At 72.6% G+C, this 23,600-nt stretch carries 21 protein-coding genes; 13 read left to right on the forward strand and 8 right to left on the reverse strand.

Annotated features, from left to right (window positions below; translation table 11 throughout):
- Positions 1 to 164 precede the first annotated feature (164 nt).
- From E1292_RS15160 to E1292_RS15170, 3 genes are all read left to right on the forward strand, one after another.
- Positions 165 to 857, forward strand: a complete 693-nt coding sequence (locus E1292_RS15160; protein ID WP_132595785.1) for an SRPBCC family protein — start codon at positions 165 to 167, stop codon at positions 855 to 857.
- Between the two features lie 87 nt (positions 858 to 944).
- Positions 945 to 3,575 (forward strand): bifunctional glycosyltransferase/CDP-glycerol:glycerophosphate glycerophosphotransferase, encoded by a 2,631-nt coding sequence (locus tag E1292_RS15165; protein ID WP_132595786.1) that lies wholly within the window; start codon positions 945 to 947, stop codon positions 3,573 to 3,575.
- Positions 3,572 to 4,636 (forward strand): glycosyltransferase, encoded by a 1,065-nt coding sequence (locus E1292_RS15170; protein ID WP_132595787.1) that lies wholly within the window; start codon positions 3,572 to 3,574, stop codon positions 4,634 to 4,636. Before E1292_RS15165 ends, E1292_RS15170 begins: the two co-directional genes overlap by 4 nt.
- 6 nt (positions 4,637 to 4,642) lie before the next feature.
- On the opposite strand, the gene E1292_RS15175 is transcribed toward E1292_RS15170, so the two are convergent.
- From E1292_RS15175 to E1292_RS15185, 3 genes are read right to left on the reverse strand one after another with little or no spacing between them, the layout of a single operon-like run.
- Positions 4,643 to 5,683 carry a sulfotransferase family protein gene (locus tag E1292_RS15175; RefSeq protein ID WP_132595788.1) on the reverse strand — a complete coding sequence of 347 codons (1,041 nt, stop codon included), beginning with the start codon at positions 5,681 to 5,683 and terminating at the stop codon, positions 4,643 to 4,645.
- A gap of 21 nt (positions 5,684 to 5,704) precedes the next feature.
- Positions 5,705 to 6,550: a CDP-alcohol phosphatidyltransferase family protein gene (locus tag E1292_RS15180; protein WP_246090130.1), complete on the reverse strand. Its 846-nt coding sequence runs from the start codon at positions 6,548 to 6,550 to the stop codon at positions 5,705 to 5,707.
- Between the two features lie 48 nt (positions 6,551 to 6,598).
- A complete protein-coding gene (locus E1292_RS15185; protein WP_132595789.1) occupies positions 6,599 to 8,038 on the reverse strand; it encodes a glycosyltransferase family 2 protein in 1,440 nt (479 codons plus the stop codon).
- A 159-nt stretch (positions 8,039 to 8,197) separates the two neighbouring features.
- Between E1292_RS15185 and E1292_RS15190 the strand changes: the two genes are divergently transcribed.
- On the forward strand, positions 8,198 to 8,689 hold the full coding sequence (locus tag E1292_RS15190; protein WP_132595790.1) for a GNAT family N-acetyltransferase: 492 nt from the start codon (positions 8,198 to 8,200) through the stop codon (positions 8,687 to 8,689).
- Positions 8,686 to 9,729, forward strand: a complete 1,044-nt coding sequence (gene pseI / locus E1292_RS15195; RefSeq protein ID WP_132595791.1) for a pseudaminic acid synthase — start codon at positions 8,686 to 8,688, stop codon at positions 9,727 to 9,729. The genes E1292_RS15190 and pseI overlap by 4 nt, the downstream gene beginning before the upstream one ends.
- Here the strand turns inward: pseI and E1292_RS15200 are convergent.
- Both E1292_RS15200 and E1292_RS15205 read right to left on the reverse strand, forming a co-directional pair.
- Positions 9,726 to 10,703 carry a PseG/SpsG family protein gene (locus tag E1292_RS15200; protein WP_132595792.1) on the reverse strand — a complete coding sequence of 326 codons (978 nt, stop codon included), beginning with the start codon at positions 10,701 to 10,703 and terminating at the stop codon, positions 9,726 to 9,728. The genes pseI and E1292_RS15200 overlap by 4 nt on opposite strands.
- A complete protein-coding gene (locus tag E1292_RS15205) occupies positions 10,700 to 11,428 on the reverse strand; it encodes a cytidylyltransferase domain-containing protein (RefSeq protein WP_132595793.1) in 729 nt (242 codons plus the stop codon). Before E1292_RS15205 ends, E1292_RS15200 begins: the two co-directional genes overlap by 4 nt.
- Positions 11,429 to 11,531: 103 nt before the next feature.
- Between E1292_RS15205 and pseB the strand changes: the two genes are divergently transcribed.
- Complete coding sequence (pseB, locus tag E1292_RS15210) at positions 11,532 to 12,509, forward strand: UDP-N-acetylglucosamine 4,6-dehydratase (inverting) (RefSeq protein ID WP_132595794.1); 978 nt, start codon at positions 11,532 to 11,534, stop codon at positions 12,507 to 12,509.
- Complete coding sequence (locus E1292_RS15215; protein ID WP_132595795.1) at positions 12,509 to 13,633, forward strand: DegT/DnrJ/EryC1/StrS family aminotransferase; 1,125 nt, start codon at positions 12,509 to 12,511, stop codon at positions 13,631 to 13,633. Before pseB ends, E1292_RS15215 begins: the two co-directional genes overlap by 1 nt.
- Here E1292_RS15215 and E1292_RS15220 read toward each other — a convergent pair whose 3' ends face one another.
- From E1292_RS15220 to E1292_RS15230, 3 genes are read right to left on the reverse strand one after another with little or no spacing between them, the layout of a single operon-like run.
- Positions 13,634 to 15,520 carry a glycosyltransferase family 2 protein gene (locus E1292_RS15220; RefSeq protein WP_165974545.1) on the reverse strand — a complete coding sequence of 629 codons (1,887 nt, stop codon included), beginning with the start codon at positions 15,518 to 15,520 and terminating at the stop codon, positions 13,634 to 13,636. It lies immediately after the preceding gene.
- Between the two features lie 20 nt (positions 15,521 to 15,540).
- A complete protein-coding gene (locus E1292_RS15225) occupies positions 15,541 to 17,157 on the reverse strand; it encodes a class I SAM-dependent methyltransferase (RefSeq protein ID WP_132595797.1) in 1,617 nt (538 codons plus the stop codon).
- On the reverse strand, positions 17,154 to 18,047 hold the full coding sequence (locus E1292_RS15230) for a hypothetical protein (RefSeq protein ID WP_132595798.1): 894 nt from the start codon (positions 18,045 to 18,047) through the stop codon (positions 17,154 to 17,156). The genes E1292_RS15225 and E1292_RS15230 overlap by 4 nt, the downstream gene beginning before the upstream one ends.
- Positions 18,048 to 18,181: 134 nt before the next feature.
- Here E1292_RS15230 and E1292_RS15235 point away from each other — a divergent pair, with 134 nt between their 5' ends.
- The 6 genes from E1292_RS15235 to E1292_RS15260 all read left to right on the forward strand — a co-directional run.
- Positions 18,182 to 18,430 carry an acyl carrier protein gene (locus E1292_RS15235; RefSeq protein WP_132595799.1) on the forward strand — a complete coding sequence of 83 codons (249 nt, stop codon included), beginning with the start codon at positions 18,182 to 18,184 and terminating at the stop codon, positions 18,428 to 18,430.
- Positions 18,405 to 19,163 carry an SDR family NAD(P)-dependent oxidoreductase gene (locus E1292_RS15240; RefSeq protein WP_132595800.1) on the forward strand — a complete coding sequence of 253 codons (759 nt, stop codon included), beginning with the start codon at positions 18,405 to 18,407 and terminating at the stop codon, positions 19,161 to 19,163. Before E1292_RS15235 ends, E1292_RS15240 begins: the two co-directional genes overlap by 26 nt.
- Positions 19,160 to 20,578, forward strand: coding sequence for an AMP-binding protein (locus E1292_RS15245; RefSeq protein WP_132595801.1), 1,419 nt, complete (start codon positions 19,160 to 19,162; stop codon positions 20,576 to 20,578). Before E1292_RS15240 ends, E1292_RS15245 begins: the two co-directional genes overlap by 4 nt.
- The gene (locus tag E1292_RS15250; protein ID WP_132595802.1) at positions 20,575 to 21,609 is read left to right on the forward strand and encodes a LuxE/PaaK family acyltransferase; all 1,035 of its coding nucleotides are present in this window, start codon (positions 20,575 to 20,577) and stop codon (positions 21,607 to 21,609) included. The genes E1292_RS15245 and E1292_RS15250 overlap by 4 nt, the downstream gene beginning before the upstream one ends.
- On the forward strand, positions 21,609 to 22,826 hold the full coding sequence (locus E1292_RS15255) for an acyl-CoA reductase (protein WP_132595803.1): 1,218 nt from the start codon (positions 21,609 to 21,611) through the stop codon (positions 22,824 to 22,826). Before E1292_RS15250 ends, E1292_RS15255 begins: the two co-directional genes overlap by 1 nt.
- Positions 22,823 to 23,600: hypothetical protein (locus E1292_RS15260; RefSeq protein WP_220446845.1), on the forward strand; the 778-nt coding region annotated here is incomplete at its 3' end. The genes E1292_RS15255 and E1292_RS15260, both read left to right, overlap by 4 nt.

A 23,600-nucleotide genomic window follows, 5' to 3' on the forward strand; every position in this document is an offset into this window, starting at 1 on the left:
CCGGGGTGCCCCCGCCCGGCGTAGTGTCGCAACCAGAGAAGGAGCGGATCTGTGACTCCTCCGCTCCGTGAAGGGAGCGGCTTCTCGCCCCGCTCACGCGGGAGACGACGGCCAAGCCCTGACCGATGCCCGAAAGCACAAGATCAATCCTATCCGGAGATGCGATGCGGATCGAACACGAGTTCACGGTTCCCGTTCCGGTCGAGCAGGCCTGGGCGGTGCTGCTCGACGTCGAGCGGGTCGCTCCGTGCCTGCCGGGGGCGAGCCTGGACGTCTTCGAGGGCGACGAGTTCACCGGCAGGATGAAGGTCAAGGTCGGTCCGATCACGGTGACGTACCGGGGCTCGGCCGCGTTCGAGGAAGTGGACAAAGACTCCCATACGGTGACACTCAAGGCGTCGGGCAAGGAGGCGAGGGGTTCGGGCACGGCCTCCGCCACGGTCAGGGCGCGGATGACGCCGCACGAAGGGGCCACGGCGGTGGCCGTGGAGACGACGTTCAACGTGACCGGCCGGCCGGCCCAGTTCGGGCGCGGCGTGATGGCCGAGGTCGGCGCCAAGCTCATCGACAAGTTCGCCGAGAACCTGGCCGCGCTGCTGTCCGAGTCGACCGTCGAGCCCGCCCCACCCCAGGAGGATCGGCCCCTCGCGGCGGTGCCCGAGCCCGGCGAGCCCGAGGAGGTCCGGCAGGAGGTGCGGCCCGTGGGCACGTTGCGCACGTCGCGCACGGCCGACGAGGAGGCGCTCGACCTGCTGGAGATCGCCGGGCAACCGCTGCTCAAGCGGCTGGCGCCCATCGCGGGCGCGGTCGCGGCGCTGCTGGTCATCGCCTGGGTGATTCGTCGGCTTATGCGCTGATTTTTGGGCAAACACTCGATCAAGTCCTGACGCTTCCCTTCCGGCGGGGGCAGCCAGTCCCGCAGGGGACTACTGGGGGGACTTGGCATGCCGGACTGCACCGTCGTCGTCATCACGTACAACGACGCGGCCCGCCTGCCCAGGGCCGTACGCTCCGTGCTCGGGCAGTCGCTGCGCGACCTGGAGGTGATCATCTCCGACGACGCCAGCACGGACGGCACACCGGAGGTGGCGGCCCGGCTCGTGGCCGGCGACCCCCGGGTCCGCTACCTGCGCAGGCACCACAACAGCGGCGGGTGCGGGGCCCCGCGCAACGACGGCATCGACGCGGCGACCGCGCCGTACGTCATGTTCCTCGACAGCGACGACGAGTTGCCCCGGCACGCGTGCAAGAGCCTGCTCACCGAGATCGAGCGCACCGGCGCCGACTTCGTGTCGGGGCAGATCGCGCGGTTGTACGAGTCGTCGGGACGCCTGCGGCCGTACTATCCGTGGTTGTTCGCCCGGCGGCGGGTGGTCGAGGGCATCCGCGAGGAGCCCGCGTTGTTCCTCGACAGCTTCACCACCAACAAGCTCTACGACCTGAGCCGGCTGCGCGCCGCCCGGCTGCGTTTCCCCGAGGACGTCCACTACGAGGACCACGTCTTCGCCGCCGAGCTGTACGCGCTGTCGCGCAGGTTCGCCGTCGTGCCGTGGACGGTCTACCACTGGCACAGGGCGCCGACGAACGAGTCGATCTCGCTGAGCATCGACGACCTGGACAACGTGCGCCAGCGGGTCACCGCCGCCCGGATGAGCGACGACGCCCTGCGCCGGCACGGGGCCGGCGACCTGGTGCCGCACCGCCAGCGCCGCTTCCTCCGCCAGGACCTGCGCGTCTACCTCAACCCGCTGCCCTCCCGCGACCTGGTGTGGATCAAGGAGTTCGCCTCCGTCGTGCGGCCGTACCTGGAGGAGATCCCCGGGGCCGCGCTGGACGAGATGGCGCCCCTCGACCGGGTCTGCTGCCAGCTCATCCTGGACGACCGGATCGAGGACCTGCGGATCGCGGCGGGCTCGCTCACCGGGCCGAGGGCCGCCCCCAGGGCCGCCGTGCAGCTCGACGGGCGAACGTACTGGGGCACGTCGGTCTCGCCCGGCATGGACATCACCCGGCTGCGGCTGGCGGAGCTGCCCTACTCGGCGTCCAGGCTGCGGCACGAGGCCACGGCCCTCTCCTCCGACGGCGAGCGCGTACGGATGACCGTGCGCAGCTACGACCCGTTCGGCAAGCTGCCGCTGGAGTGGAAGGCGTTCCTGCAGCTCGGCAGGAAGCGCGTGCCCATCACGCCGCGGCCGTCCGGCGACGGCGGGTACGTCAGCGAGGTCGTCTTCACGCCCACCGGCAAGTGCGATCCGCGCATCGGCTTCACCAGGACCTCCGACGGGCACACCACGACCGACCGGATCATCGTCGACCCGCACACCGAGCCCATCGAGCTGCCGGGCCGCACGGTGCAGGCTGAGGGCCACGCCGCGTACCTGTGCGTGCGTCCCGCGACCAGGCCGCGGCCCGTGTGGCAGCGGGTCAAGCGGCGGCTGCTGAAGCGGTACAGCACGCCGCGGAACAAGCTGCGGGCGTACAAGGTGCTGATCCGCGTGCTGCCGCGGCGCGGGGACCTCGCGCTGTTCGAGTCGGACGTCGGGAAGGGCTACAGCGGCAGCCCCAGGGCCGTCCACGAGGAGATGCGGCGGCGCGGGCTGCCGATCGAGGTGGTCTGGTCCGCGGCGAAGGGAGGCGGCGGGTTTCCCCGAGGCGTGCGGCGGGTGCGCAGGGGCAGCTGGCGCCACGTCTGGACGATGGCGCGCGCGGGGATCTGGGTGGACAGCCACGGGTTCCCGCTCGACTACCCGAAGCCGCGGGGCACCCGCTACCTGCAGACCTGGCACGGGCAGGGGATCAAGTCGATCGGCTTCGACGCGCCCGACCTGCGCGGCGACTTCGACCGGCCGCGGGCGCGGTGGCGGGCCGCGGTCGCCCGGTGGGACGCGCTGGTGTCGCCGAGCGCGGAGTTCTCGCGGGTGTTCCTGCCCTCCAACGGCTACACGGGCAAGGTCTACCGGTGCGGGACGCCCCGCTGCGACGCCCTCGTAAGCGGGGAGGGCGCGCGCGACGTGCGGGAGCGGCTGGAGATCCCGCCCGGCAGGAAGATCCTGCTGTACGCGCCCACCTACCGGGACCGGGCCAAGGGCAGCGGCCGGTCGGTGCGCGTGAACCTGGAGCTCATGGCGGACGAGCTGGCCGGCGAGTGGGTAGTCGTCCTGCGCACCCACCCGGTCGAGCGGTACCGCGTGCCCGAGCACCTGCGGCACTTCGTCCGCACCGCCGGGTCCTACCCGGAGATCAACGACCTCATGCCCGCCTCGGACGCGCTGCTGACGGACTACTCCTCGGTGATGTGCGACTACGCGCTCACGGGCAAGCCGATGGTGTTCTTCGTCGACGACTGGGACGACTACCGGCTCTCGGAGCGCGGCGTCTACCACGACCTTCCGGCCATCGCGCCGGGACCGTGCGTGACGACCACCGAGGACCTGGTGGCCGCGATCAGGGACCTGCCCGCCCGGCACGCGGCCTGCGCCGAGCGGTACGCCGCCTTCCGCGAGCTCTGGTGCGCCGACGAGCACGGCGACGCGGCCGCCAGGATCGTGGCCGACTTCTTCGAGGGCGCCCATTGAGCGTCGTCTTCGCCTGCCTGGACGCCGACTCGCTCGGCGGCGTCCAGCAGGTGACGCACACCGTCGCGCAGGGGCTGGCCGGCCGGGGCCACGAGGTGCACGTGATCGGCCTGCACCGCTCCGCCGCCCCCTTCCGGTACGTGGACCGGCCGCTCTACCACCACCACGTGATCAGCCCCCGCACCATGGACACGACCGGACGGCTGGCCCGCAGGAGGGCCGACAGGAAGCTCAAGGAGCTGCTCGAAACGGTCCGGCCGGGCTACGCGGTGATGACCTCGCCCTCGGCGGTGGCCAGGATGGCAGGGCTGCTCCCGCCGGCGTTCCGGCCGATCGGGCAGTATCACGGCTCCTACGACCACGCCAGCGACACCTGGCACCTGGCCTCGATCAGGAGGCACTACCCCCAGCTCGACCAGGCGGTGTTCCTCAGCGAGGACGACGCGTGGCGGTTCTCGGAGCACGCGCTGCTGCCCAACGCGTGGAGCCTGCCCAACCCCCTGGCGACCTGGCCGGAGGAGATGTCCGCGCTCGACGCGCCGCGGGTGCTCGGCGTGGGCAGGCTGGAGGGGGTCAAACGGTTCGACCGGCTGATCACCGCGTTCGCCCGGTCGGGCGCGCCGCCGCCGTGGGAGCTGCATCTGATCGGCGACGGCGGCGAGCTGGCGCGGCTGCGCGAGCACGCGGCAAGGGAGGGCGTCGGTGAGCGGGTGGTCTTCAGAGGGCGGGTGCCCGCCGCGCGCATGCCCGGCGAATATCTCGCGGCCTCGGTTCTCGGGTTGACCAGCGAGCACGAGGGCCTGCCCGTCGTGCTGCTGGAGTCGGCCGCGCACGGGGTGCCCGCGGTGGCGTTCGACGTGTCGGGGGGCGTGCGTTCGGCCGGGCCGGTGGCGGTGCCGCCCGGCGACGTCACCGCCTTCGCGGCCGCGCTGGGCCGGCTCGTCCGTTCCACGGAGGAGCGGCGGCGCTCGGGCGCCGACGCCCGCGCACGGGCCGAGGCATTCCGCCTCGACCACGTGCTGGACCGCTGGGAGTCGATGTTCGCCCACATCGACCGCTGAGGCGGGCTACACCGCCGGCTCGGCCAGCTCCGAACGCTGCTGCGGCACGCCCGCGAGCGAGCACTGGCCCGAGGTGAGCATCGCGGCCACCGGGCTCGGCTCGCGCAGCCGGTTCAGCCGGTCGCGCATGGCCTTGCGCATGCGGCTGGCCTTGCGCTTCTGCATCGTCTTCTGGCAGGCGATCACGTGCTCCTTGGAGGGCCTGGGCGCGCCGGTGAGCTCGTACCCCATGGACTCCAGGCGGTCGCCGAGCATGTGCTCGCACAACGAGATCTCCCAGTCCTCCAGCCGGTTCGCCCAGCTGCCCACCCGGCTGCGGAGGACATCCCCATGCGTGTTGCTGTGCCAGACCTTGTGCTGCGGCACCGCCACCTGGGCCGCCTCGCGCGGGGAGACCATCGACGGGGCGAAGTCCTCCTCCAGGAAGTGGCAGAGCTTCTTCAGCTCGGTCGCGGGGTCGTCCGTGAGGTCCTCGTAGCGCAGCTCGTAGTACGTGTCCTCGGGCAGGGTCCGGCGCAGCCGGCCGCCCGCGTCGATGGCCTCGGCCCAGGTGGACACGGCGTGGAAGGAGTCCAGGTTGTACCAGGGCATCTCCTTCAGCGAGGACACGCAGTCGCGGCCGTCCCTGATGAGGTGGATGAACTGGGCGTCGGGGAAGAGCCGCAGCAGCATGTCGACCTGCTTGACGTAGCTCGGCCGCTTGTCGCCCCAGCGGGGCTTGTCGAAGCGGCCGGCGTACATGCGGAAGGCCGTGCCGAGCACCGACCCGAGCGAGCCCGGGCCCTCCACGCACTGCCGGACGAACTCGTCCTTGTCGATCTTGAGCTCGCGGAACTTCGTGCTGCGTTCGGTCGCGATCCACTGGGCGAAGGCGCGACGGCGCTGGGTGACCCGCAGGTCGCCCCATGTGCGCCGGCGGTAGTAGGCGGGAACGAGGAAGCGCGTCTCCGGAGGCACCGCCATGCGCGGGTGCGAGTGGAGCATGAGCTGGAGCATCGTGGTGCCAGACCGCGGGCATCCGATGACGAAGACTGGCCGGTCGGACATTGCGTAGTAACCCCCGAAAACTTAGACGAGAACGTGCTCTCGGCTCTCCTGAGAGGAGGCCGCGCCGTGCCTGCGCGTGAAGAGCCACAGCCGGTAGACGAGGAAGACCTCGTTGGCCAGCAGCAGGACCCCCGACATCGCGGCGAGCGGGATCAGCGCCCATGCCCCCGCAAGAGGCGCGACCACGAACACCGCCGCATGGAACTCGATGCCGCTGATCAGGTGCGAGCGCACCCGGTGGCGGGCCAGGAACCTGTTGAGCCGTCGCGGGAAACTGCGCCGCCGGGGCCCCCGCCCCGTCGCCACCCGATCCTGCGGCTCCTGCGGCTCCTGGTCGAAAGGATCCTGCTCGAAGGGCTCATCCTCGTCGCCGGGCTCCTGCCGCCCCTCCTTGACCGCCTCGCGCACCCGCTTCATCTGCGGCGCGTTGACGTACCTGAACAGGTCGAGCACGGCCACCGCCGCGCCCAGGACGATGAAGCGCACATCGCCCGTCAGCGCGTACTGCCCGTACGCCAGCCCTCCGGCGCACAGGACCACCCGGACGCGGTCACCCACGTAGTCGAGCCAGAGCCCGAAGGGCGTGCCGGTGCCCTTGAGCCGGGCGACCTTGCCGTCCACGCAGTCGATCATGAAGCTCAGATAGAACGCGAGGGCGCCCGCCACGAGCTGGTTCATCGCGAGGCAGGCGGCCGACACCGCACCGAGGACCAGGGAGAACACGGTGAGCGCGTTGGGCGTCAGCTGGGTACGGTTCGCCACGGCCAGCGCGACCCGGCAGGCGGCCGGGTCCACGAAATACACGGTCCACCAGGAATCTCTCCGCTTGCGTGTCTCGTGGACGTCATCGAGCGAATAGGTCCTCATGGACTCCAGCATGGCCACGCAACGCGCCGGATCGATTACTCTCTGGAACTACTGGGTGGTTTCCATGCCTGTTCTTGACCGTCCCGGCACGGAAAACCGCCACGTGGGTCCGGTGTCACCGTCCCTGCACCAGCCGGTCAGCACCAGGCCGCGCAGTTCGGCGCGCACCTGGAGTTTCCAGTTCTTTCCGCCGCCGAGCCGGCGGGGGTCGACGGCGGCGACCACGCCGTGGCGGCCCGCGCGCCGCACCTCCAGGGGCACGCGGCGGCGCCCGTCGCAGAGCCACAGGCTGACCTTGGCCACCTTCCTGTCGACGCGGTGGAACGACACGTGCCCCCGCAGCAGGTACTCCGCGCCGGTCCACTCGCACGCGTCGACCTTGGCGACCAGTTTGAGCTCGTCGCGGGCGTCGAAGACCTCGTCGGGGATCCGGAGCCGGCGGTTGCGGAAAAAGGGGTAGTCGCCGTACCAGTTGGTGACGCGCAGGCCGCGCGGCACGATGCGGGTGCTGCCCTCGCGGGCCCGCCGGAACGCGCGCACCTTGCGCAGCTCCGCCACCAGTCCGCGCTTGACCAGGTGCAGCTCCAGGCGGCGCAGCGAGGGCGCGGTGGCCAGCGCCCGCACGCTCAGCTCGGCCAGCCACGCGTGGGCCAGCTCCAGCACCGGGCCGCACTCGTCGCAGCTCTCCAGCGCCTGGAAGAGGAACAGGATGTCCTTCTCCAGCACCAGCGCGTCGAAGCCGTCGAGCAGGTCGGGCGCACGCTCCTCGAGGAAGGCGCGGACCGCGCGGATGGCCGCGAGGCGCTCGTACAGGTTGGCCGGCTCGGTCCTGCGCTGCGTGATCGACGTCGCCCCCGACTCGCGCCTGCGCCAGTGGTAGACCACGTCGCCCACCATGTCCACGCTGGTGGCCAGGACGTGCGCCTGCATGGCGACGGGCACGTCCTCGTAGATGCCGGCGGGGAACGCCAGGCCACAGCGCTCCCAGAAGGCGCGCCGGTAGACCTTGTTCCACACCGTGCGGTCCCTGACGAGCACCTGCTTGTCGGTGATGTGGGTGCACAGCTGCGGCCGCCTGAACACCTTCTCGTGCAGCGTCGACTCCTCCAGCCTGCCGTCCACGAGCCGTCCCACCGCGCCGCACGCGAGGTCGGACCCGGTCTCGGCCAGGCTGCCGACGAGCAGCTCGTACGCGTGCGGCGGCACGACGTCGTCGCTGTCGGCGAAGGCCAGATAGGTGCCGCGGGCATGCCGGATGCCCTCGTTCCGCGCCGGCCCCGGCCCCAGGTTGCGCTGGGTGACGATGACGAAACGCTCGTCCCTGGCGGCGAAGTCCTCGGCAACGCGCCGGCTGCCGTCCTCGGAACCGTCGTCGACCAGGATCACTTCGATGTCTTCCAGTGTCTGGGCGGCCAGCGACTTCAGGCACTCGGTGATGTACGCCTCCACGTCGTGAAACGGGACGACGACGCTGAGCAGGGGGATCATGACGATTGCTCCTTGCTTCCTGGACCCGGCTCGAAAGGACAGGTCGAGGGCAGCATGCCGTGGCCGCCGGGCCGGGTCCGCATCCCTGATCAGCTCTTTACCTGACGCACAATCGGCTACGTTGTGCAGTTGAGTCCGCGCTGAGAGTTAGGGGCAGCGATGCTGAGGAGCGTCCGTGACGATGATCTGCCCGTCATGCGCCGATGGCGCAACCACCCGCGCGTGCGCGCCGCGAGCTTCGCCACGCACGAGATCGCGCAGGCCGAGCACCTGCGGTGGTGGCAGGCGACCCGCGCCGACCCGGGCAGGTGCGTGCTGATCTACGACCACCATGGGGTCTCCGCGGGGGTGGTGACCTACGCCGACCTGGCGTCGGGCGCCGCCTCCTGGGGTTTCTACCTCGACCTCGACGGGCTCGAACGGTCGGGCGACCTGCTGCGGGCGTGGATCGGGCTGGAGAAGGCGGCCATCGAGCACGCCTTCGGGCCGCTCGGGCAGACGGCGCTCCGCGGCGAGGTGCTGGCCGACAACGCGCCGGTCAGGCTGCTGCACCGGCGGTTCGGGTTCGCCGAGGTGGGCTCCTATCAGCGCGACGTCGACGGGGTTCCGCGCGACGTCGTGGCCATCCAGCTCAGGAAGGGGCAGGCATGATCTCCATCGCGGGACGGCCGATCGGGGCCGGGCATCCGCCCTACGTCGTCGCCGAGATGTCCGGCAACCACAACGGGAGCCTGGCACAGGCGCTGGCCATCGTGGACGCGGTGGCGGCCAGCGGCGCGCACGCGCTGAAGCTGCAGACCTACCGGGCCGACACGCTGACCGTCGACTGCGACGGGCCCGCGTTCCGGATCGGCGACGGGCACGAGCTGTGGGGCGGCGAGCACCTCTACCAGCTCTACGAGCGTGCCCACACGCCGTGGGAGTGGCACGAGCCGATCTTCGAGCGGGCCCGCGAGCACGGGCTCACCGCCTTCTCCTCTCCCTTCGACCCCACGGCCGTCGAGCTGCTGGAGAAGCTGGGCACACCGGCGTACAAGATCGCCTCGTCGGAGATCGTGGACCTGCCGCTGATCAGGCTGGCGGCGAGCACGGGCAAGCCGCTGATCATCTCGACGGGCATGGCGTCCGCCGGGGAGATCGAGGCCGCCGTGACGGCCGCCCGCCAGGCGGGCTGCGTCCAGCTGGTGGTCCTGTCGTGCACGGCGTCCTATCCCGCCTCGCCCGCCGAGAGCAACCTGCGCGCGCTGCCGCTGCTGGCCGCGCTCACCGGAGAGGTCGTCGGCGTCTCCGACCACACGCCGGGGCTGGGCGCCGCGCTGGCCGCGGTGGCGCTGGGCGCCTGCCTGATCGAGAAGCACGTCACGACGTCCAGGGCCGAGGGCGGGGTCGACGCGGCCTTCTCGCTGGAGCCGGGCGAACTGCTGGCGCTGGTGGTGGAGAGCGAGCGGGCCTGGCAGTCGCTGGGGAGTCCGGTGATCGGGCCGCGCCCGTCCGAGCGCGAAGGGCTGCGCTTCCGCCGGTCCCTTCACGTCGTGCGCGACGTGCGCGCGGGGGAGCCGGTGACCCCTGACAACGTACGCTCGATCCGGCCGGCGGGCGGGCTGCCTCCCGAGGCCGCCGCGCAGGTGATGGGCCGGCACTTCACCCACGACGTCGCCTTCGGCACGCCGCTGACCTGGGACCTCGTTTAGAGCAGGGCGAGCAGGGCGTCGGCGGCGCGCTCCCTGCCCCTGCCGTCGATGAGGCCCCTCCCCCGCCTGCCGTGCTCCTCGCGGGCGGCGGGGTCGGCCAGCAGCCGGGAGAGCGCCGCCACGGCCCGCGCGTCCGGCTCGCCGCCCAGCCCGGCGGCGACGCCCCGGCCGACCAGCTCTCCATAACCGATGAGCTGGTTGTCCGCCACCCAGCTCAGCGCCGTCGGCACCCCGAGGTAGAGCAGCTCCCAGATGGCCGAGCCGGCGGCGGTGACCACGAGGTCGGCGCCGGCCATCAGGTCGGGCAGGCGGTCCGTCGGCGGGATCACGGTGATCGGCCCGCCCGCGTCGAACGGCGCCGGGCTGATCACCGTGCCGCGGAACGGCTCGCCGGTCGCCAGCAGAGCCCGTGCCCAGGCGGGGGCGACGCCGGCGCTGTCGGTGCCGCCGAAGAAGCAGAGCACGTGCGGCACCCGGTCACGCCGGGGCGTGCGCGCGCACCGGCGTACGCAGTCGCGCAGCAGCGCGTACCGTGCCCCGGCCAGCCACCGCCCGGCCGTGCCGGGCCCGTGGCGGCGCTCGGCGCCGAGGTTCTGGTCGAGATAGAGGTCGGCCTGCTGGCCCAGGGGGTCGCCGTCGGCGATGGCCAGCACCGCCAGGCCGGCCCGCCCGAGCGCCGCCCCCGTCTCCGCGGGCAGCTCGTACGAGTCCAGCACGACGGCGGCGAGCCGCAACTCGCGGGCCAGCGCCGCCAGGCGGTCGGGGGCCGGCGGCGCGTCCACCAGCGGCAGCCCGCGCTCCTCCAGCTGCGCCAGCGCCCACGCCGAGCCGCGCACCCGCCCGAGGAAGACCACCTCGACGCCCCGGGCGCACAGCTCCTCGGCCAGCGCCACGCACCGCACCAGATGGCCCACCCCGCTGCCGACCCCGGCGTCGCAGCGGAAGCCCACCCTGTGGCGGTCAGACCCGGTCACGCGTCCTGCAGCGCCTTCTGCCGCACGTGGGCGTTGAGCCCGCACACCTCGGGCCGGGCGCGCAACCAGCTCACCAGCGCCTTGACCGGCACGTGACGGTCGCCGAACTCGCCCACCACGCGGGAGATCAGCTTCCAGTCGTCCTCGGTGTCGAGCGTGACCCGCAGGTCGTCGGCGGCGGGCCGGTAGGTCAGCCCGAGCAGCCGGGCGTCGCCGGGATGCTCGTAGACGTAGGAGGTGACGTGGGTGCGGTGGAAGGCGGCGGCCTCCCGGTCGGCCCGCTCCAATGCGGCCCTGCCGACGATCTCCACGTCGAGCCCGCGCGGCAGCGTGCGCACCAGGCTCGTGCTCAGGTAGTCGAGGCCGGGCACGGCCCGGTAGACCAGCGCCGCCTCCCTGATCACGGCCGGGTCGAGCAGCGGGCAGTCGGCCGTGAACCGCATGACCGCGTCGGCCCGCCGCCCGGCCATCGCGTGCATGAACCGCGTCAGCACGTCGTCGACCGGCCCCCGGTGACAGGCCACGCCGAGCGCGCCGCACTCGGCGGCCACGGCGTCGTCGGCCGCCTCGATCGTGGTGGCGACGACGAGATCGTCGAGGGCGCCCGCCTCGCGCGCGGCGCGTACGACCCATGACAGCACCGAGCGGCCGCCCAGGTCGCGCAGCACCTTTCCGGGCAGGCGCGTGGAGCCCATCCGAGCCTGAACAATTCCGACAATGCGCACCGAAGCCCCATTCCCCCGTGTGACGCTGAGTCTCCGAACGATCGCGCTATGCTACCGCCTGCTCATACGACGACAGTGCGCAAGCACGATTTCAGGGGGCCACGTGAGCATTCTCAGTGGATCGTCGATCTTGATCACCGGAGGCACGGGGTCCTTCGGCAAGGCGTTCATCAGACACGCGCTCGACTCGCTCGGGGTGCGGCGCCTGGTGGTGTTCTCCCGCGACGAGCTGAAGCAGTACGAGCTCAGGCAGCTCTTCGACAACGACGAGCGGCTGCGCTGGTTCATCGGCGACGTCCGCGACCGCGACCGGCTGACCCGCGCCATGCACGGCGTCGACCACGTCATCCACGCGGCGGCGCTCAAGCAGGTCGACACCGCCGAGTACAACCCGTTCGAATACGTCCGCACCAACGTCTCCGGCTCCCAGAACGTCGTCGAGGCCGCCATCGACTGCGGCGTGCGCAAGGTCGTCGCGCTCTCCACCGACAAGGCGTCCAGCCCGATCAACCTCTACGGCGCCACGAAGCTGGTCGCCGACAAGCTGTTCATCTCGGCCAACCACTACGCCGCCGCCCACGAGACCCGCTTCTCCGTCGTCCGCTACGGCAACGTCGTCGGCAGCCGCGGCTCCGTCGTGCCGCTCTTCCTGCGGCTGGCCGAGCAGGGCGGCTCCCTGCCGATCACCGACAAGCGCATGACGAGGTTCTGGATCACGCTCGACCAGGCCGTCAGGTTCGTGGTCGACTCGTTCGACCTGATGCAGGGCGGCGAGCTGTACGTGCCGCGCATCCCCAGCATGCGCATCACCGACCTGGCCGAGGCGCTGGCCCCGCACAGCCCGGTCTACGAGATCGGCGTGCGCCCCGGCGAGAAGCTGCACGAGGAGATGATCGGGCCCGACGACGGGCGCAGGACGCTGCGGCTGACCGACCGCTACGTGCTCCAGCCGACGATCGCGACCTGGGGCTACCGGCCGCCGCAGGCCGGCGAGCTGCTCCCCGAGGGTTTCGCCTACCGCTCCGACACCAACGACCGGTGGCTCTCGGTCGACGACCTGCGCGGCATGGTGAGCGGCTGATGCTGCCCTACGGACGCCAGTCGATCGCCGAGTCCGACGTCGAGGCCGTCACCGAGGTGCTGCGCGGCGACTGGCTGACCACGGGCCCCGCGGTCGGCGCGTTCGAGGCCGAGCTGGCCCGCTGGACCGGCGGCGTGCCGTGCGTGGCGGTCACGTCCGGCACCGCGGCGCTGCACGTCGCCTACGTCGCGGCCGGGGTACGGCCGGGCGACGAGGTCGTCACCTCGCCGCTGACGTTCGTGGCCACCGCCGCCACGGCCGCGCTGCTGGGCGCGCGGGTGGTCTTCGCCGACGTGCAGCCCGACACGGGCAACCTCGACCCCGTCAGCGCCGCGGCGCTGGTCACGCCGCGCACGCGGGTGGTGACGGCGGTCGACTACGCGGGCCATCCCGCCGACTACGACGAGCTGCGCGCGGTCGCCGACGAGGCCGGGGCGCTGCTGATGGCCGACGCGGCCCACTCGATCGGGTCGGCGTACAAAGGGCGGCCGGTGGGGGCGCTGGCGGATCTGACGACGTTCTCGTTCTTCCCGACCAAGACCGTCACCACGGCGGAGGGCGGCGCGGTGGCGGTGGCCGACTCCCAACGGTTCAGGCGGGCCGCCCGGTTCATGAACCACGGCCTGGTCAGAGACCCCGCCGAGCAGCGCCACCCCGGCGAGGGCGGCTGGCACCAGGAGGTGCACGCGTTCGGGCTGAACTACCGGCTGCCCGACGTGCTCTGCGCGCTCGGCCTGAGCCAGCTGCGGCGGCTGCGCCGTTTCCGGGCGCGCCGCGCGGAACTGGTCGCCCGCTACCACCTGATGCTGAGCGACGTGCCGGGGCTGGTCCTGCCCGCCCAGCGCGCCTACGTGGAGCCGAGCTGGCACCTCTATCCCGTCAGGGTCCGCGACGGCCGCCGTCGGGAGGTCTACGAGCGCATGCGCGCCGCCGGCATCGGCGCGCAGGTCAACTACCTGCCCGCCTACCGGCATCCGGTGTTCGAGGACCTCGGCTACCGGCGCGGGCTCTGCCCCCTGGCCGAGGCCTACTACGCCGAGGAGCTGTCGTTGCCGTTGTTCCCCGGCCTGTCGGACGCCCAGCAGGAGCGGGTCGCCGAGACGCTGGCCGGCATCCTGTCCTGATCAGCGCTCGGCGAGCAGCAGACCGCCGTCGTCGTCCCTGTCGATGAGGAAGCGCCGGTCGGCGACGGTCGCGACCGGCCGCTCCCCCGTCCGCACCAGCGGGCGGATGGGCCTGCCCTGGTCGATGAGCACCTCCCACCATGCCTCGTCGCCGACGCGCTCGTCGATGTCGGCCAGCGGCACCCGCGCGCGGAACTCCCGGCCGTCCAGCGCGACGGGGAAGTACATCTCCTCGCCGTCGCTCCTGCGTCGCAGCCGCAGCACGGGCTCGCCGTCGCCGGCGTCGGAGATCTTCCCCGCGCACACCAGCTCGCCACCGTCCACGTGGCACGAGCCGATGACCGCCTTGGGCGTACGCAGGCGCAGGGCCCAGGCGCCCCTGGGCATGCGCACCGGCACCACCCACAGCCCCGGCAGCCGCAGCGGCTCAGGAACGAGCGGCCGTGACCAGCGCGGTCCGGCCACCCGGCCGTCGAGCCTGAGCCCGTGGCCCTTCAGCCGCGCGCGCAGGTCCCAGTGGCCGTGCCTGGCCAGCTGCGCGGGCGTCAGCGTCTCCGGGTCGAAGGCGAACCTGAACGGGAACGTGTGCTCGGCCACCGAGCCGCCGTCGTCCTGCTCGAAGTCCTCCCAGACGGGCGCGCTGACCGCCTCTGACAGGCGTACGGTCTCGCCCGTCCCGCGCTCCTGCAACCACACGCGCAACCGGACCCGGCGCAACCGGGCGGCGTCGAACCTGCCCAGCGACACCCGGCCCACGCCGTGCAGCACGCCGTCGCGCCAGTCGAGGCTCACCAGCCGGCCCACCAGGCGCAGCTCGTCCGAGACGTCCGACAGGTGGCCCGGCATCGACGGGTGGCGGCCGTGCCAGCGCCGGCGCAGCAGCCCCGCCGGGCGGACCTTGGGCAGCAGCCGCCCCTCGCGGGCCTGGGCGGACACCTCGGCCAGCTCCTCCAGGCGGCGCTGGTGCAGCAGGTGGACCTGGAGGCGGCGCTCGAACGGGATGCTCAGCCAGGCTTCCGGCGACACGCCGTCGAGGTAGCGGCAGGCCAGGTCGAGCAGGCCGGGGTCCGCCGACGGGCCCATCGCGGCCACGGCCCCGACGGCGACGCCCATGTCGATGTCCATCGTGTCGCGGTCGAAGTCGGGCTTCAGCCCCGGCGCGGCACGGTCGAGCAGGGCGGCGGTCTGCACCACCGACAGCAGGCGGTCGCGCAGGTTGCCGGGCTCCAGGCTGCGCTGCGTGATCGAGGCGCCGGGCTCGTCGCGCTGCCGCCAGTGGTAGACGACCCTGGACAGCACGTCCACAGCACGGGCGCCGACGTGGGCGGCCATGGCGACGGGCTGGTCCTCGTACATGCGCTCGGGGAAGCTCAGGTCCAGGCCGTCCCAGAATGAGCGGCGGTAGACCTTGTTCCACAACATGCGGTCGCGGATCAGCAGCGGGTGACGGGTGATGTGGGTGCCCTTCATCGGCCTGGCGAACGCCTGCCGGTGCGCCCACGAGGGCACGAGCAGGTTGCGGTGCAGGCGCATGACGTTCCCGCAGGCCAGGTCGGAGCCGGTGCTTTCGAGCGAGGCCACCATCCGGCCGAACGCGTCGCGCGGCACGGTGTCGTCGCCGTCGACGAAGGCCAGGTAGCGGCCGCTCGCCTGCCGCACGCCGACGTTGCGCGCCCGGCCGACGCCGTGGTTGTCCTGCCTGATGAGGCGGATCCGGCGGTCGCCGGCCTGCCTGGACGCCACGACGGACGGGCCGCCGTCGTCGCTGCCGTCGTCGACGCAGATCACCTCGAGGTCAGCCAGGGTCTGCGCGGCGACGGAGTCCAGGCAGGGTCCGATGTACTTCTCGACGTTGTAGAACGGCACGATCACCGACAGAACCGGCACATGCACTCCTCATCGTTACGTCAACCGGACAACAGGCGGATGACTCGGCGGGCGACCTTGCGAGGGCGGGCCAGGCGGCGGGAGAGGCGGTATCCGAGGGTTCTTCTGTAGGCGGTGGCCCTGCGCTGCGTCCTGCGCAGGCGGGACTTCGACCTGACCAGCTCGCGTTCGCGGTAGGTCAGCTTGGTCTCCAGACGGGCGATCCTGGCCAGGGCGGCGGTGAGCTGGTCGGCCAGGCGGTCGCGGGCGCCGAGCAGGTCGCGGTAGGTGGGGGCCTGCTCGGCCAGCTCGGCGGGCTGGCCGAGCTCGGCGTCGAACTTCCTGGCCCGGTCGAGGTCGCTCCGGTCGCAGGGCCGCCCGGCCATGCCGCACAGGGTCAGCGCGAGCTGGTCGGCCTCCAGCGGCCACGGCCACGGATGGTGGTGCCCGGCCGCCAGCAGCCTGACCGCGAACCGCCACAGGATCCGGCAGAGCACGACGCGCGGCTCGGGAGGCGTGGACGGCGCCGCCGCGGGGCTGATCGCGGCGAAACGCGTGCCGTCGTAGACGAGGCTGTCGGTCGCGGCCACGACGGCGCCGCCGCCCTCCAGCCAGCCGGCCAGGCGGGCGAGCAGGTCGCGTACGGCTTTGACGTCCTCGCGGGCGCAGGCCTCGACGAGGATCTCCTCGACGACCCGGCCGGTGGGGATCTGGCGCTCGGCGCCGTCGGGCAGCCGCCGGGTGGCCGTGCCGGTGAACTCGTACAGGGCCGAGCCCTCCTCGATCAGGCCCAGCGGCAGGTCACCCGCGGCGCCGGGGGAGACCGGCGGGCGGGTGGCGACGGCGACCCAGAGCGGCGCCAGCTCCTCGCCCAGCCGGTGCCGGAACACCACGCGGGTCAGCCGCAACGGGTCGGCCACCAGCATCCGGTCACCGCCGCGCGCGCTGAGCGGGAACGTGAGCGCGTCAGGCAGGTCGCCGGCCAGCGCCTCACTGGCCAGCAGCGCGCGCGGCGCCATGCGCCCGGGGTAGGCCGCGTAGCGGCGCTGCACGACCAGACCCGCGGACTCCAGGCCGCGGTCGACGGCCACCGGCCCGCTGGGGTAGCCGGGGTCGAAACCGTGCGGCGCCCACTGGTCGTCGCCGCCTTCCCGGTCAGCGGGCCTGGCCTCGATGAACCGGTCGATGCCCAGGTCGTTGCGTACGCCGAGCACCAGCCGCCCGCCGGGGGCGACCAGCGCCGCGAGCGCGCCCACCGACTCCTTCCAGCCGGCGGCCGGCGCCTCGGCGGAGTGCGTGCGCGCCAGCCCGTCGATCGCGAGAACCAGGTCGTACGGCTCGTCCGCGTCCAGCATCTCCAGCCGCCCGCAGAACACCTCCAGCCCCGGGTGCCGCGAGCCGAGCGCGCACGCGTCGGGGAAGGAGCGCACCAGCGCCGCCGCCTCGGAAGCCAGCGCGACGACCTCGTCCACGAGCACCTGTGGATGCGGCCCGACCAGCAGCACCCTGCCACTCGCCGGGGTCATCCGCCTGACCAGTTCGAGTGCCGCGCCGCGCCAGTCCGTGATGCCGCCCATGTTGGACATGTCGGACCACAGCAGCATCTCTCCGCCGATCAGCCGGACGTTCTCGGGCGCCTCGCTCATGCGCGTGTTCATGACCTCGCTCCGTGCCCGGTCGCCGGGGATCCGCAGCGCACCCGCTTCCATCCGAACATTCGCCGTAGCTCCTCCGGTGTCGCCTGATAGTCGAAACCCAGCTCCTGCCTCGCCGTCTCCGCCGCCAGCCCGGGGTCGACGGTCGTGCCGTGCAGCTCGGGCCAGAGCCTCATGCGGCGCGCCGTGCCGCCGTATTCCGGCCGTTCGTCCTCGAACTGCATCGGATCGCCGTACACGGCCACCTCGCACCCCACCGACGCGCCGTAGAACAGCGCGCTGCCGAGCCGGTTGGAGGCCACCCTGCGGTGGCGCCGCAACTGGAGCAGCTGCTTGCGCAGGAAATCACGCCCCTTCGCGTCCCAGCGGGATCCGCGCTCGCCATGGCAGATGACCTGGAAACCTCTCGACTCGTACGCCCGCCGAATGTCCGGATTTGCGAACTCCAGCCAGTAAAGGCAGATCGTGACCGGGTCGGTCTCGACATCACGTATTTCGTCGGCAAGTCGACCGTGGTCGCCACTGACGGAATACTTTTCCCAACCATGAAAGGGATACCAGATCGTACCTTCACGGTCGGGAACCACGCCCAAGTCCGGCTCGAGGTGCAGAAGGTAGATCCAGGGCGCGCCGATCAGGTAGTGCCCCCTGCGGCCCATGGACCAGCCACGGCGGCGCAGCACGTCCGACCAGACGAAACGCGGATAGCCGGGGCTGCACCAGTGGTCGTTCGGGGGAAACCCGTGGAGATAGTTCCATCCGTGCTGGAGAAACCCCTGGATGCGCTTCGGCGACTCGTCCGGCAGGCCGCAATATTTGCCGAGAATGCGGGAGTGCCCGTACCAGTGATTGGATTCGTCCATCATTTCCCCCGTACGGTTGGCGTGTCCCATCCGACATTCCCAGCCCCCCGCGCGGCCCACGCGTCGTTATACGCTTCCATTACCCACCACGGGGCCTTGGTTTCTCCTCACCTGTCGATCGTGGCTACACTGGGTCGCGCCTTGAGGACAGAGAGTGAGTGATCATGAGTCATCTCGATCGCCTGCGGGCCACCTTCCGCACGGCGCTCAACCTGCCTGACGGCACCGACGTCGACGGGCTCGAATACCGTGCCATCCCGCAGTGGGACTCCTTGGCCCACATGGCGTTGGTCGCCGCGATGGAGGACGAGTTCTCCGTCATGATCGACACCGACGAGATGATCGACATGAGTTCGTTCGCGAAGGCGGCCGAGCTGCTGGAGAAGCATGGCGTCGGCGCTGCCGCCCGCTGAGGCCAGGGTCACCCTGGTCACGGGTTCGACGGCGGGCATCGGCCGGGCCATCGCGACCGCGCTGGCCGCCGCCGGTCACGACGTCGTGCTCCACGGCCGCGACGAGGAGCGGGCCGCGAAGGTCGCCGCCGACGTCGCCGCCGAGACCGGCGGCCTGACCGGCTCCGTCCACGGCGACGTGGCCGATCCGGGGCTCGTCTCGGCCATGATGCGGCGCATCTACCAGCGGCACGGCCGGCTCGACTCCCTGGTGATCAACGCGGGCGTGCACGCCGCGGGCCTGCTCGGCATGGTCCGCCACGACACCATCGGCCGCCTCTTCGAGGTCAACGCGATCGGCGCCACGCACACCCTGCAGGCCTCGCTCCGGCTGCTGCGCCGGGGCACCAGCCCCGCCGTGGTGCTCGTCTCCTCGATCATGGGCCGCGCGGGCGGCGCCGGCCAGGCCGTCTACTCCGCCACCAAGGCCTCGATCATCGGCCTCACCCTGGCCGCCGCCAAGGAGCTGGGGCCCACCGGCATCCGCGTCAACGCCGTGGCGCCCGGCTACATCCAGACCGACATGCTCACCACGCTCGACGAGGACAGCCGCACGGCCACGATCGCGGCGACCCCGCTCGGGCGCCTCGGCAGGCCGGCCGACGTCGCCCGCGCCACGGCGTTCCTGCTCTCTTCCGACGCCGGTTTCATCACCGGCCAGGTCCTCGGCGTGGACGGCGGGCTGGTGCTGTGACCCAGGACCCGCGCGCCGCCACCCCAGGGCCACAGCTTCCCGGGCAGAGCCCGCGCGGCTCGGACGAGCCGCCGTTCCCGCACCCGGAGGCCCGGCTCGTCGTCGCGGGTGACAAGGAAGGGCTCTCGGGCGGCGAGCTGGCCGACCACATCGACCGCGCCGCCGACGCCCTGACCCGGCTGCGGCCGGGGCCGCTGTTCTGCGGGATGCGCAACAACCTCGCGTCGGTGCTGCGCTATCTCGCCGCCTGGCGCTCCGGCCGGCCGATCGCGCTGCTCGACCCCGACCTGCCCGTCGGGGCGCTGGCCGACCTGGCGGGCCGGTTCCAGCCGGCCGCGCTGCTCGGGTTCACCCACGCCGCCGACGGCTCGGCGCCGCGCGCCTCGCGAGCGCCGCGACCTCCGTCCCACCGCGACGCGGGTCGCCCGCCCGAGCCGCATCCCGACCTGGCGGTCCTCCTCGCCACGTCCGGCTCGACCGGCAATCCCAGGCTCGTCCGCCTCTCGCGCCGGGCCGTGCTCGCCAACGCCGCCGCCATCGTCACGGCGCTGTCCATCGAGCCCGCCGAGATCGTGCCCACCAGCCTGCCGCTGCACTACAGCTACGGCCTGTCGGTGCTCAACAGCCACCTGATGGCGGGGGCGACCGTCGTGCTGACGGAGGCGGGGCTGCTGGAGCGCTCGTTCTGGACCCACCTCGACGCCCACCACTGCACGTCGCTGGCGGCCGTCCCCTACCAGTACGAAATGTTGCGCCGGCTGCGTTACGACCGGGCCGAGCATCCCGCGCTCGCCACGTTCACGCAGGCGGGCGGGCGGCTCAGCGAGAAGCTGGTCAAGGAGTTCGCCGCCCAGGCCGACCGGTTCTTCGTCATGTACGGGCAGACCGAGGCCACGGCCCGCATCGCCGTCCTGCCTCCTGACCGGCTCGCCGACAAACCGGGCTCGGCCGGGCTCGCCGTCCCCGGGGGGCGGCTGACCGTCGACGACGGGGAGGTCGTCTACCACGGGCCCAACGTCATGATGGGCTACGCGGAGACCGCCGCCGACCTGGCCAGGGGCGACGACCTCGGCGGGGTGCTGCGCACGGGCGACCTCGGCCGGCTCGACCCCGAGGGCTTCCTCCACATCACCGGGCGGCTCAAGCGCATCGCCAAGATCTTCGGCGTGCGGGTCAACCTCGACGACGTCGAGCGCCTGCTGCCCGCCTCCGGCCCGGCGGCGGCCACCAGCGGCGACGACCGGGTCACGGTGTGGACAGAAGGGCTCGACGCGGCGGGCTGCGCGGGGCTGGCCCGGCGGCTCGGCGCTGAGTTGCGCGTGCACTGGAGCGGGTTCGACGTCCGCAGCGTCGACCGGCTTCCCCTCCTGGCGAACGGCAAGATCGACTACCGCGCGCTGGAGTCCCACGCATGACCTCGGGCGTGTTCACGTTGGGCGGGGCCGAGCGGGAGGCGGTGCTGGCGCCGGCGCTGGCGGCGCTGACCGAGCGGCACCGGCGGGCGTGCCCGCCGTACGACAGGATTCTCGACGCGATCGGCGCGCGGCCTCCCTACGAGCGGGTGGCCGACCTGCCGTGGTTGCCGGTGCGGCTGTTCAAGACGCACGAGTTGCGCAGCGTGCGGGAAGACCAGGTGTTCAGGGTGCTGACGTCCAGCGGCACGACCGGGCAGCGGCCGAGCCGGGTGTTCCTCGACCGCGAGGCGGCGGCCGCGCAGACCCGGATGCTGGCGGCGACGTTCAGGGGGGTGCTGGGCGAGCGGCGGCTGCCGATGCTGGTCGTCGACAGCCGCTCCGTGGTGCGTGACCCGGCGCTGAGCGCGCGCGGCGCCGGCGTGCTCGGGATGATGAACTTCGGCAGGGACCACACGTTCGTGCTCGACGAGCGGGGCCGGGTGGACGCGGAGGCGGTCAAGGGGTTCCTGGCGCGGCACGGCCGCGAACGGTTCCTGATCTTCGGGTTCACGTTCATGGTCTGGCTCTGCCTGCGCGGCCTCGGCGCGGACCTCTCGCAGGGGGTGCTGATCCACTCGGGCGGCTGGAAGCGGCTGGCCGAGCAGGCGGTGGACAACGCCGAGTTCCGGCGGCGGCTGGCGGACGAGTGCGGGCTGAGCAGCGTGTACAACTTCTACGGCATGGTCGAGCAGATCGGCACCGTCTTCCTGGAGGGGCCGGACGGCGACGGGCTCTACTGCCCCGATTTCGCCGACGTCGTGATCCGCGACCCGGAGACGTGGCAGGAGGCGCCGCCCGGCGTGCCGGGGCTGATCGAGGTGGTCAGCACGCTCCCGACGTCCTATCCGGGGCATGTCCTGCTGACGGAGGACATGGGCGTGGTGCGCGGCGTCGACGACGGGTGCCTGCCGGGACGGCGGTTCGAGGTGCTGGGCAGGTTGCCGCGGGCCGAGGCGCGCGGCTGCAGCGACACGTTCGGGCAGGGCGGCTGATGCCGGGCTCGGAGGTGACGGTCAGGTTCCCCGCCGCCGAAACGGTGCCCGTCGAGGTGCTGCTCGCACAGGTGCGCGGCCGGCTGGAGACGGGTGACGAGCGGGTCCGCGCGTTCCTCGCCGCGTTCGGCAGGCGGCTGTTGCGGCCCGCCCTGGCGCGCCGCCATCCCGAGCTCGGCTCGCTCGGCTTCTTCCTGCGGCCCAGCGAGCTGGCCCGCACGGTGGAGGGGCTGGGCGGCGAGCACGTACGCGTCCCGCGCGGCCTGGTGTTCCACGTCCCTCCCGCGAACGTCGACACCGTCTTCGTCTACTCGTGGGCGCTGTCGGCCCTGATGGGCAACCGCAACATCGTGCGTCTCTCGCCACGCTCGGGCCCGGTGGCCGGGGTCATCCTCGACACGCTGCACGAGGCGCTGGCCGAGGCCGACCCGGTGATCGGCGCCACCCAGCGGATCGTCTCCTACGACCGCGACGACGCCGTGACCGGCGCGCTCTGCGCCGCCTGCGACCTGCGGGTGGTGTGGGGCGGCGACGACACCGTGAACGCGCTGCGCCGGCACGCGCTCGCCCCGCACGCCCGTGACCTGGTCTTCCCTGACCGGTCGTCGTTCGCGGTGATCCAGGCGGCGGCGTGGTCGGGCGCGCCCGGGGCGGCGCGGGTCAGGGCGGCCGAGGGGTTCGTCAACGACGCCTACTGGTTCGACCAGGCGGCCTGCTCGTCCCCCAGGACCGTGTTCTGGGTGGGGACGGCGAGCGACTGCGACGCGGCGCGGGCCGACTTCGCCGATCACGTCGCGCGGGTGCTGGGCGAGCGCGGGTGGGGGGTCGATGCGGCGATGGCCGTGGAGAAGCGGGTCGCCGCCTACGGGCTGGCCGCCGACGGGGTGGCGGAGCGGGTGGAGTTCCGGGGCAACGCGCTGGCGGACGTGACGCTGGTCGAGGGCGCCGCGCCTCCCAGGCGGTGGCTGGGGGCGGGGACGTTCGCGCACGCCAGGATCGGCGCGCTGGCGGAGCTGGGCGCGCTGGTCGAGCGGCGAGACCAGACGATGACGCATTTCGGGTTCGCCGGGGCCGAGCTGGACGAGCTGGCCAGAGGGCTGGCAGGGCGCGGGGTCGACCGGATGGTGCCCGTCGGCGGCGCGCTGAGCTTCCACCGGGTGTGGGACGGCGTCGACCTGCCCACCGAGTTCACCCGACTGGTGACCGTGACCCGATGACGCTGGCGGCGCCCGAGAGCACGCACGTCCGCCCTCCGGGGTCGCCGGGGCGCGGGCCCGGCCCGGGTTGGGCGCCCGCCCTGCTGGTTAGCGCGGGCACGGTGGCCGCGCTGATGTGGTGCGGCGTTCCCGCCCGTGACCTGGCGGCCTTCGCGGCGTACGTCGGCGCCGGCGTGGCGCTGCCCGGGACGCTGGTGTGGCGGGCGCTGACCGGGGGCGGCCGGACGCTGGCGGAGGACCTCGCGGCCGGGCTGGCCCTGGGGTACGCGGTCGAGGTGCTGGCGTACATCCCGGCCCGGGCCGCGGGGCTGCCGCTGCTGGTGCTGGTGCCGCCCGTGGCCGTGGTGTGCGCGTTCCTCTGCGTGCCGCGCCTGTGGCGGCACTGGCGTGGGGCGCCCGGCCGGGAGCGCGTGCCGGGGTGGTGTGCCTGGGCGCTCGCCGCGGTGGTCGGCTACCTGGTGGCGTGGTGCGTGATCTCGCTCTACCGCCACCCGGTCTCCAGCGCGTACGTCGACATGCCCTACCACCTGGCGCTGGTCGGCGAGGTCAAGCACCACGTGCCCCCCACGCTGCCGTCGGTGCTGGGAGAGCGGCTCTCCTACCACTGGTTCGTCTACGCCGACATGGCGGCGACGAGCTGGGTCACCGGGATCGAGCCGGTGACGCTGGTATACCGGCTGTCCACGCTGCCGATGACGGTGGCGATGGTCGTGCTGGTCGCGGTGCTCGGGCGCCGGCTCGGCGGGCGCTGGGGGGCGGGGATCGCGGCGGTGG

Origin of the sequence: Nonomuraea deserti (assembly GCF_004348685.1) — a bacterium.
Taxonomy (GTDB): Bacteria; Actinomycetota; Actinomycetes; order Streptosporangiales; family Streptosporangiaceae; genus Nonomuraea; species Nonomuraea deserti.

Excerpts from the sequence above, each read along its gene's own strand:
- E1292_RS15240 (WP_132595800.1), top strand. The coding sequence starts at position 18,405 with ATGGCGTCGGCGCTGCCGCCCGCTGAGGCCAGGGTCACCCTGGTCACG.
- E1292_RS15185 (WP_132595789.1), bottom strand. The coding sequence starts at position 8,038 with ATGATCCCCCTGCTCAGCGTCGTCGTCCCGTTTCACGACGTGGAGGCG.
- E1292_RS15255 (WP_132595803.1), top strand. The coding sequence starts at position 21,609 with ATGCCGGGCTCGGAGGTGACGGTCAGGTTCCCCGCCGCCGAAACGGTG.
- E1292_RS15190 (WP_132595790.1), top strand. The coding sequence starts at position 8,198 with ATGCTGAGGAGCGTCCGTGACGATGATCTGCCCGTCATGCGCCGATGG.
- E1292_RS15235 (WP_132595799.1), top strand. The coding sequence starts at position 18,182 with ATGAGTCATCTCGATCGCCTGCGGGCCACCTTCCGCACGGCGCTCAAC.
- E1292_RS15180 (WP_246090130.1), bottom strand. The coding sequence starts at position 6,550 with ATGAGGACCTATTCGCTCGATGACGTCCACGAGACACGCAAGCGGAGA.
- E1292_RS15225 (WP_132595797.1), bottom strand. The coding sequence starts at position 17,157 with ATGAACACGCGCATGAGCGAGGCGCCCGAGAACGTCCGGCTGATCGGC.
- E1292_RS15160 (WP_132595785.1), top strand. The coding sequence starts at position 165 with ATGCGGATCGAACACGAGTTCACGGTTCCCGTTCCGGTCGAGCAGGCC.
- E1292_RS15250 (WP_132595802.1), top strand. The coding sequence starts at position 20,575 with ATGACCTCGGGCGTGTTCACGTTGGGCGGGGCCGAGCGGGAGGCGGTG.
- E1292_RS15165 (WP_132595786.1), top strand. The coding sequence starts at position 945 with ATGCCGGACTGCACCGTCGTCGTCATCACGTACAACGACGCGGCCCGC.
- E1292_RS15230 (WP_132595798.1), bottom strand. The coding sequence starts at position 18,047 with ATGGGACACGCCAACCGTACGGGGGAAATGATGGACGAATCCAATCAC.
- pseI (WP_132595791.1), top strand. The coding sequence starts at position 8,686 with ATGATCTCCATCGCGGGACGGCCGATCGGGGCCGGGCATCCGCCCTAC.
- E1292_RS15175 (WP_132595788.1), bottom strand. The coding sequence starts at position 5,683 with ATGTCCGACCGGCCAGTCTTCGTCATCGGATGCCCGCGGTCTGGCACC.
- E1292_RS15215 (WP_132595795.1), top strand. The coding sequence starts at position 12,509 with ATGCTGCCCTACGGACGCCAGTCGATCGCCGAGTCCGACGTCGAGGCC.